8 protein-coding genes and 1 pseudogene (1 of these 9 only partly in view) are annotated in these 9,440 nt (G+C 46.0%); 3 read left to right on the top strand and 6 right to left on the bottom strand.

The window, feature by feature from the left end; all coding sequences use genetic code 11:
- Positions 1-954 carry the 5' portion of a hypothetical protein gene (locus AC56AD_RS05675; RefSeq protein WP_012507906.1) on the bottom strand. It extends 393 nt beyond the left edge of the window, so 954 of the gene's 1,347 nt are visible here — the first part of the coding sequence; its start codon is at positions 952-954; the stop codon falls past the left edge of the window.
- On the bottom strand, positions 954-1,202 hold the full coding sequence (locus AC56AD_RS05670) for a hypothetical protein (RefSeq protein WP_012507905.1): 249 nt from the start codon (positions 1,200-1,202) through the stop codon (positions 954-956). Before AC56AD_RS05670 ends, AC56AD_RS05675 begins: the two co-directional genes overlap by 1 nt.
- 728 nt (positions 1,203-1,930) lie before the next feature.
- Here AC56AD_RS05670 and AC56AD_RS05665 point away from each other — a divergent pair.
- From AC56AD_RS05665 to AC56AD_RS05655, 3 genes and pseudogenes are all read left to right on the top strand, one after another.
- Positions 1,931-2,827 (top strand): annotated as a pseudogene (locus tag AC56AD_RS05665) (tyrosine-type recombinase/integrase).
- A gap of 135 nt (positions 2,828-2,962) precedes the next feature.
- Positions 2,963-4,306 (top strand): AAA family ATPase, encoded by a 1,344-nt coding sequence (locus AC56AD_RS05660; protein ID WP_012507904.1) that lies wholly within the window; start codon positions 2,963-2,965, stop codon positions 4,304-4,306.
- Positions 4,303-4,902, top strand: coding sequence for an HNH endonuclease family protein (locus tag AC56AD_RS05655; protein ID WP_012507903.1), 600 nt, complete (start codon positions 4,303-4,305; stop codon positions 4,900-4,902). The genes AC56AD_RS05660 and AC56AD_RS05655 overlap by 4 nt, the downstream gene beginning before the upstream one ends.
- A 533-nt stretch (positions 4,903-5,435) precedes the next feature.
- Here AC56AD_RS05655 and AC56AD_RS05650 read toward each other — a convergent pair.
- The 4 genes from AC56AD_RS05650 to AC56AD_RS05635 form a co-directional block, all read right to left on the bottom strand.
- On the bottom strand, positions 5,436-5,831 hold the full coding sequence (locus AC56AD_RS05650; protein WP_397233804.1) for a PDDEXK nuclease domain-containing protein: 396 nt from the start codon (positions 5,829-5,831) through the stop codon (positions 5,436-5,438).
- A 57-nt stretch (positions 5,832-5,888) separates the two neighbouring features.
- Positions 5,889-6,614, bottom strand: a complete 726-nt coding sequence (locus AC56AD_RS05645; RefSeq protein WP_223293996.1) for a DUF1016 N-terminal domain-containing protein — start codon at positions 6,612-6,614, stop codon at positions 5,889-5,891.
- 543 nt (positions 6,615-7,157) lie between these two features.
- Positions 7,158-8,279 carry a DeoR/GlpR family DNA-binding transcription regulator gene (locus AC56AD_RS05640; protein WP_012507902.1) on the bottom strand — a complete coding sequence of 374 codons (1,122 nt, stop codon included), beginning with the start codon at positions 8,277-8,279 and terminating at the stop codon, positions 7,158-7,160.
- 155 nt (positions 8,280-8,434) lie between these two features.
- The gene (locus AC56AD_RS05635) at positions 8,435-9,268 is read right to left on the bottom strand and encodes a toll/interleukin-1 receptor domain-containing protein (protein WP_041526450.1); all 834 of its coding nucleotides are present in this window, start codon (positions 9,266-9,268) and stop codon (positions 8,435-8,437) included.
- Positions 9,269-9,440 lie beyond the last annotated feature (172 nt).

Genomic DNA, 9,440 nt, shown 5'->3' with positions numbered 1-9,440 from the left:
CCCCTCGCTGACATGACGAAAAAGGTAGTCGGCACTCGCATTCAATATTACCCCTTCAGTATTCTCATACCAGTACGGAATGCGAGTCGGAATAATCTTAAGCGAGAGATCTGCTGGCTTCGTGGAGGTGCCATTATCATCGATGAGTTCCCCGAATTCTATCAGATTGACCGTTTTACCACCCATTTTTATGGTCAGTACAACGGAGGTATTCCCCTCTAAATCGCGGTCTATGCCTCCCTGTTGAATAACAACTCCTTTTTCAGGGGTCAGCGTGCCAGAAACTGTTATGGAGCGCGTCTTTAACGCCAATTCCTCACTGCTTTTGTCGCTCCGTACCACCCCGATTTCTCCATCACCAACAATCGAACCGGAGAGCTTCGGCGTAAGATTAGCGTTAAACGAAGCTGATGATTCATGTGAAACTTTGCCTAAATCGATCGTTACATAATCTGTTTCAAGTTTGTCCCAGTTCTGTAATTGATACCAATCAGCCCCGCACTCTAACGTTAGTTCTAACTTGGCGATCCTGTCTGCTGCGGTGACAGGATCGTCGGGAGCGAGCATCACAGCATCGACCTTCTTTACGCTTAAGACGATCAATTTGTTGATAGTCGTTAGATCGACCCTACTTCCGTCCTCTGCCTCGTGCACATTTTTTGGAAACGGTTTTGCAAGCAGATTCAAAAGATCGTCCGATTTCTTCAAATCTTTTAATTGCTTCGCCACATCGATATAGCTTGCCTGCCCACGTTCTGATAAAGACAGAATCGCAGGCGCTGAGTGCCGCGGAGCCGTCTGGGGTGGATCGATATGGATGGCCTTTAGCTCGATCAACTCGTGCGGAGGTTTGGTATTCCATTGCATGCTCTTGAATCGACGAGTGACTAACTGCTCTCCGGTACAACCAGAGAGCAAAACAAGCAAGGGGAATATGGCGATGGTACGTTTCATTACACATTCTCCTTTTTGGTAAGTATATAAACCCCTCCTATCGAATACGAGCCATCCACAGCATATTTTTCCGACTTGCATTTTATACCACTGTAACTCTTCCTGGTCACCCGGTATTTCTCTTTTACCTCAAGTGTACTCTGAGCCTCTGCCTGTGGACACGAACCATAGTCTTCAGCAATCACCCAGTAATCCGGATTTGCCTCCAATTCTTCATCAAGACAAATAGCGTAGATATTCTCTTGCATAACGTCCCCTTGTGAATTTATTGTAATAGTGAGTCCAACGCTTGAACTCTGATATGAATTTTGCGCCAACAGCAATAATGGAATAGATAATGGGTGTGCCGGTTCTCTTTTGATCCTTCCAATCCGTTAAACACCTCAATACCATTGAAAAATAGGTAGAATTTGTTGATTGTTCAGGTGTGCGGGAAACCATGTGCCCGGCATGTGCCGTCCATTGATTGGTACGATTTCCCCGGAATACTCAAAATAACCTTACTCGGAAAAATGGTGAGCAAATCGATGTATATGTGTAAGTATACGATATATTTTGCGCAATAACAGTTTTATCGGTTCAAAAGGAATGACAATACCGCCAGTTTTTACTTTATATCCCCAAATAAAGGAAAGAACTCGCCCGTGAACTCTTCAGTGTTGCACAGATCTCGCCGATACTGATGCTCATGTTTTTGCTCATGTTTTTGCTCATTTTCTTAGCCATCTGCACTCTCGGATCATCATTGAAATTTTCGGTACCCCTCCTTTTCTTCCTTTTGCCCTTGCTGCAGTAAGGTCTGCCTGGGTACGTTTTCCAAGCCATGACATTCGATGTGATGGCTTGGCCAATCTCCTTTTTCAGCTTCTTGTTCAACCTGAAAGTCGGATAAATCGCACACCTTAACTGAAAAACATCGCCACCTGGGCACTGTTCGATTCGACCACGATATCGACCTACTCCGAGAACCTGTACCATGCCTCCAGAACTCGAATGGTATGCCAATATCAGGAGTGAAAAGAGCCGACGGGCATACCGAAACGACGTGAAAGAATTATCCCGATTTCTCGGTATAACAGAACCGGAAGAGATGCGCATGGTCATAAGAGCGCACCTGCTTGCCTGGCGAACCGATCTCGAAAAGCGTAACCTTGCTACCGCTACTATCCGCCGCAAGCTTGCCTCGATCTCTTCGCTTTTCGACTACCTCTGTGAACAGAATGCCGTGTTGCATAATCCGGTTCTTGGTGTGAAACGCCCTGCTGCCAATAACAACGAAGGAACGACTCCTACCCTTGGAGACAGCCAGGCAAGAATGCGGCTGGATGCTCCGCCGGCGAATACTCTTAAAGGTAAACGGGACAGGGCAATTCTCGCTACCCTGCTCTACCACGGATTACGCCGGGAAGAACTTTGTCGGCTACAGGTTAAAGATTTACAGCAACGGAGCGGCGTGCAGCATTTGTGCATCCACGGTAAACGGGAAAAAATCAGGTTTTTGCCGATGCATCCGATGGCTCAGCGGTTGATTGACGAGTATCTCGAAGCTGCCGGGCGCCGTGATGACCAGAAGGCCCACTTTTTCGACCGGTAAAAAAATAATATCACAGGAACCTTGCTCAAACCGCTTGATCCTCATGCAGTCTATGCCTGTATTATCCGCAAATACGGAAAAGAAACCGGCATCAACGCCAGCGTTAACGGGTTCTGCGTCCACTCATTGAGGTCAACAGCGGCAACGAATGCGCTGGAAAACGGCGCTGATATTGGAAAGGTTCAAAAGCTCGGTCATGCCAATGTTTCAACAACACGGCTTTATGACAGAAGAAAAAGCAGACCGGAAGAAAGTCCGACGTTCAGGGTGAAATATTGATCCTTAATCCGCGATAAACCCAATATCTAAGTAAGGCAAAGACGCGGTAATATCATATCTTTGAAGGACTACCACGTTATCCACCATAAAAATATGGCAGAAATAAGTTTCGAAAGGGCATGAAAATAGCTCATTATGATTAAACATCTTAAAATGACCAATGTCGGACCGGCTCCAAAGATGGAACTTGAGTTCGGCAAAAGACTGAATGTAATTACAGGTGATAACGGCTTGGGTAAAAGCTTTTTGCTGGATATTGCCTGGTGGGCTATGACCCGAAAATGGCCAGCCGAATTGAACCCCAAACTTACCTCTGGCAAAGTAGCTTTGCCTACAGATAAAAAGCATGAAGCCGAAATCGATTTTTCGTTTTCGGCGGTATCGAAAACAAAGGGCTTTATCAGCACATTTGAGCCGCGAGGACAAAGCTGGACAGTCCAGAAAGGTCGTCCGGCAAACCCCGGACTGGTCTTTTATGCGATGGCTGATGGTAGCTTTGCTGTTTGGGACCCGGCACGGAACTACTGGAAATCGAAAAACCCTGACGAAAACAAGGAACGACCTGCCGCTTACGTTTTTAGTCCGAAAGATGTGTGGGATGGACTGCAAAATCAAGATGGCACGTGGCTTTGCAATGGTTTAATTCGGGATTGGGCTGGCTGGCAAAAGGAAAAGGGAAGAGCCTTTGAGTCTCTGATCTCTGTACTTGATGTTTTGTCACCATCCTCGACTGAAAAAATTGTAACGGGATCGTTAACACGCATTAGCCTGGACGATGTAAGGGATATGCCTACATTGAAAATGCCGTATGACCAAGAAGTGGCAGTCGTCCATGCCTCATCAGGTATGCGTCGAATTATTTCGCTTGCCTATTTTCTTGTCTGGTGCTGGGAAGAGCATGTAAAGGCCAAAGAGTTATTGGGCGAGGAACCTGAGACGAATACAGTTTTTCTGATTGATGAAGTCGAGTCGCACCTGCATCCCAAATGGCAGCGGACGGTTATTCCTTCCTTGATGAAGGTGATAAAGCAATTGACCAAGTCCCCTGACATCCTATTGATAGACGATACCGATCCCGTGCATCCCCATCATACACTGATGATATCCGATGTTCAACTGATAGCCGTAACTCATTCCCCTTTGATCATGGCTTCTGTGGAACCCCTGTTTGACGAAAATCAAGATGCTTGGTTTGACCTTGATCTGGTCGGTAACAACGTTGAACTCACACACAGACAGTTTGTCCGGCAAGGTGATGTCCGCAGTTGGCTCACCAGTGAGGCGTTTAACCTTAAATCCGGCTATTCGATTGAAGCTGAAACAGTTCTGGAAGAAGCCGCTTTGGCGTTAAGTAACGAACAGTTCAGTAAAGACGACGCTCTCTCACTGGAGCAGCGTTTGCGGGCAGTTCTCTCTGATACTGATCCATTCTGGATGCGCTGGCGGTTTGTGGCTGAAAAGAAAGGATGGTCGTTATGATTCATGTTGATGCACAAACCGAGCCAGATTCGTTCAATTCGAATGTCCGGCAAAAGGGACTTGCTCGGCTCATAGAAAAGAACATTCCTCTTGATAAACCGCTACCGCCAAAAACTGATGTTGAGCCTTATTGGCGCTTCTGCCTTGATGATTTGCATACAACTTATAACGGTTGCTGTGCTTATTTAGCTGTTTTTTTCGAGCGGGTCACAGGAGGTGGTTCAGTCGATCATTTCATTGCTAAATCAAAACGGGCTGATTTGGCTTACGAGTGGAGTAATTACCGCCTTACGTGTTCTCGCATGAATAGTCGCAAACGAGAATACGACGATGTACTTGATCCTTTCGAGATAGAAAATGGCTGGTTCCGTCTTGAACCTATTACTGGACGAATTTATCCCAATCCAATATTAACGCCTGATCAGCAGAGAACCGTTCAGGCTTCGATAGAACGACTGAATTTGGATGATGCTGGATGTCGGGAGATACGAGCTCGGCATTATCAAGATTATTGTGAAGGTGAATACACCGCCGAGTTTTTAAGGAAACGTTCCCCTTTCGTATGGTTGGAGGCCCAGCGTCAGGGGTTGCTATAAGGGCTCTGTTCAGACGCTTTACCGATGGATTCCAGCATCCAATAATCATTATCGAGCTTTAAATCCGTTTCCTGAATCGACCCCAATTAAGTGAAAATAGCTGTTACAATGGACCAATTACGCTACCCAATCAGGCTCGTAGAGTGTGATCATAAACATTGTGCTGTGGTTTTCGATAGGAAATTGTTAACATGGATGAATTGGCAAAACTAGTGTCAAAACTGTTTGATGAGGCACTTGAGAATGAAAAGGATTCTGGATAGGCACTCGCTTACCTGAGCAATTAAGCCATTCCGACTGCAAGGGTCGCCTCACCTGTTACCCCCTTCAGGTTTTCAAAAGAGAAGTGAGCAGCACCTAAAGTATTAGAAGCGTCACAAGCATATCATCGAATACATTTGCAGGGGTAGGCTAAAACGTTTTATGATAGGTGAAACGCCCTGCAAGGAGGTTTTTGCCAGACTTACAACCCAACACGCCCGCTTCAGCAAATAAATCGGCAGAACCTCTCTGTTTTTGTCATCCTCAGACCATCAGTTACCTCCCTTGTCATCTGAGGATTCCATTCCTAGCGTTTGCTGGTGATCTGCACTGCCACCATCTCCCGCTGCCAGTTGCTCCTCAATGAAACGCTGCATCTCCTCTTTCTTTGGCAGCTCCAGCAGATACTTGGAGACAAAAAGCTGATTATCAATTCCTGCCAAAGCAAATTCAACCAGAGAGTGGTTCTTATGAGTACACAAAAGAATTCCTATGGGTGGATTGTCATCTTCACGCATCATACACTTTCTGTACCAGCTCACATAGGTATTGAGCTGACCAATGTTTTCATGGCTGAACTCGGCAAGTTTCAGCTCAACCAGCACATGGCATTTCAGAATACGATGATAAAAAACCAGATCGACAAAGTAGTACTTATCGCCGATCAAGATGCGTTTCTGAAGCGCTTCAGAGCAGAAGCCTTGCCCCAGTTCAAGGAGGAAATCTTAAAACTTGTCGATAAGCAGATCTTCGAGCCGCGACTCTCCCATGACCTCTTTGGATTTCAGCCCGAGAAATTCAAACAAATAGGGATCGCGGATATCAAGGAGAGGGCCTTGCCGCTCTGCCTGCTGGTGAGTAAGCCTCGAAAGCTTTTGCTTGTCGCGGGAAAGGCCGGAGCGTTCATAGTAGAGACTGTGAATCTGCCGTTTCAGCTCACGCACCGTCCAGCTTCCCTGAATAGACTCTACCTCATAAAAGCTACGTTTGGTCGCATCTTCACATCGCAGCAGTTCAGCAAAATGACTGAACGAAATCCTGCTCAACAGTTCATCGGGCGCAACCCCCGATTCGGGAGACAGTGACTCCCGAAAGTTGACCGTGGTCGCGAATGGCAAAAGCTTGCTTATCAATTCGGGAGACAGCGACTCCCGAATTGAAGGGTAAGTCAAATAAAATTTACGGTATCGCCTCAGTTCCCGTGCTTCTGACCGGCTGACACCCGCCAGCATCAACCGTTCAGATAACTGCTCAATAATTTTGTCCCCATATCGGGCGCGATCGGCCCCCCGCAACTCGTACTCGGAGATATAGCAACCGATAAGCCAGTTGCGAAGCGTCAGGCTGGTGTTAACCGCCCGGGAAGCTTGTGCCGCCAGTTCAGCATGAACCTGCCCGATAGCAGCAACAAGTTGCTCGAACGACAATGAAAATAACGCAGGAGTTGCCATGCTTACACACCCTCCCTGTTTTCAACGGAAGTTCCAAGATTATTTTCGTTAACTCCTTATAAGAATTATTTTTATAAGGAAAAGATATAAAAATTGTAGTCCCTAAATTGATGTTGAACTACATGAGGGGCTTCGCGTTGGTGTGGTGTATGCACTCAAAACGCTTGCCGAGAGGCTTGGTATCAGCAAGACACTTGGCAATACCTGCTAGCCCTCGCACTTCTCCACCTGTTACGAGCAGATTCAACCTTCCCTCACGGATTTGTCTACAGTTTCCTGCGGGTATTTTTCCGACGGCTTCACACAACGCAATTTATTTATCCTGAATGTATTGTTGGGCTCCGCTGACTGAACAACTGATCCGTTTTACTGGACAACTCTACTACGCGACTTCACGTCGAACTGACAACTATAAGACAGTCCAAAGTTTTTAAAGAAATTACATGGACTTTAATTCATTACATAAAAGCGTTTTACACACCAAGCAACTCTCTTAATGTATTCTGAGATCCACTTCTTGAAACAACCCTAACTTGTAAAAAGCTACACATTCTCTTCGGTACCATGATGCGCCGACCAATTTGAAATATGGATATCATAGAACCTTTCCAAAAATGATTCCCCCCTGGTATTTCTATGAGGAAATTCTTCCTCTAACTCCAGCCATCTATTATTCGGTAGCCGATCAAAAGGAATGAATACGTGAGGCATGACTTCAATAGGCTTATTAATAACATCATCATAGTTGTGTGCTTCAACATATTCCAATACAGCCTTAAGCTTTTGGCTAAGAGGAAATAACAGCCTGCGCTCAATTCGTGAGGTGGTAACTAGCTTAATGCGTTTCGCCTGATCGTCGGTGACGGTGATTTCGGAATATGGCTCCTTATCTGGGGATGCCTGTGTATCATCATAACCAAGCGCATTATTAATTTCATTGGGAGCACAATTAAATAAAACCTTTCCAAGTGGGGCAATAATATAAGCTTCGTCACATATATTTATCAACTCTTGCTTAACCTGAAAATGTTCTGATGTGCGTGCCAATGGTACCGGACATGGAGGATCATGACGTCTGATGCGAAGCCAATTACCCGTTGTCAAAATAATTATCAAAAGCCTTCTATGTACGTCTGTGGTTGTTGCACTCACATTGTCAATCCTATCAAATTCGTGGTTAGCATAATCTGTACGCAGTGATTTTATTGCATGAATCGTCTTAATACCTGCAACGCCGGAAAAGATTGGCATTGGGTGACCCGGCAGACAATGACATTCGACGGCGAGTGGGGCATATCTGCTTTCACGTGAAATACATGCGTGCTCCATAAGTGAGTCAATTCCTGCTAAATTATTGGTTACAATGGAAAAGTGATCAACCCAACTTTCTCTATTGTTATAACTGCGAACACACTCGCGTCCAATGTTTTCAAAAAATGGATATAGCGTCGTTCCTGCGTCCATTATAAGCAACACTCTAGCTGGCTCATCGCGATCCTCAATTAATCTTTTACAGCGTCGCAATAGCAGTTGAGCAAATTGTTCTGCAATGTGTTCCTTTTCTTCATGATAGTGCAAACTGCGTGTGGCAAACAGTGTTTGAGCGTGCGGAGTAAGTTTCGCCTTAAGCAATGCAGCAGTAGCCCAACTGGAATCTTTTGTCAATTGATTGGCGATCTCGCTGGAAAAAAAAGCCGAAACTTCCCTAAGTTTTGTTGTTTCTTGCTCCAGCCATGTCGTATGCCGCTCCCTTTCTTTTTGCTCCTCGTCTAGCTGTCTTGTACGAAATTCCAGTTCCTGCTGATAGCGCGTGCCTTCTATTATTTGAGTTTTTCTTTCATGGGTGTCTCATGCAATGCATCCTGAAATCGACCCTCTGTTTTTCGGATACTGGCCAAAGCCTGATGCTCTTCTCCTTTGAGAAGATGGATAATCCCCACCTTTGGATCAATCTGTTCCAATTTCTTAAGTACAGAAATATTCTTCAGGTGTAAGGTTTCAGCGTTCTCGAGCTTGCCGACACTCTGATACACTTCAGCCATGTTTCTGCGTAACGAAATCGCCTGAATAGCGTCAATGGGATCCCTGACATCCGTGGAAATATAATCAATGTACTCGCGTGATTGCTCCGCGACGCTCTCCAGGATATCCAGACGTCCAAATTGCTGCAGTTTAGGGTGAAGGTCCAAAAGCAAATAATTGAGGAGCTGCTCTGCCTCGGCGCGACGCTGCTCCGCCCGATTCCATTGCATAATACTGAATAGAGCAGCCGTTAGCACGATGACAAACATAACGGTTGCGACAGTTGCAGCAACCATCCTTTGTCGGCGCTGTCGCCGGCGGTGCCGATCATAAAGCGAGTCGTACTTGATATCCAGCAAGGCAGAGACCGTTTTGAGGAGCACTTGTTCTTTCGATTGTCCGGCAAACGAAATACCGAGGAGGTCGACTTCAGTGCGCAACAGGGATAGCGGCAGACATTCGTCTACTGCGTCCTTGGCGTAAGGGGTTCCCTTGATGATCACCGGAATCACAAACTCATGGCCACGAAGGGTCAGAAAATGACTCACTTCCATTTCGACCCATTCCGATTTCGCGCTGTCAGGCGAGCATATGACAATAAGAAACTGCGACTGGCCAATCTCTTCTCTCAATGTCCTGACCAATGAACCTGATGATAAATCTGCTATATCCCTGAATATCGGGCGAACATGCCTGGGAAGTTACCCATCAGATTTCCGGAGTACAGCATTGGGAAGCCTATAGGACTCAAGCTTTCGATGAAGCCATTCTGCAACCTTTGCATCAGTGTGGCTATAACTGATG

It is taken from the genome of Pelodictyon clathratiforme (genome assembly GCF_982375515.1).
Note: the sequence above shows the minus strand (reverse complement) of the source record. Positions and strands in the feature narration are given on the sequence as shown.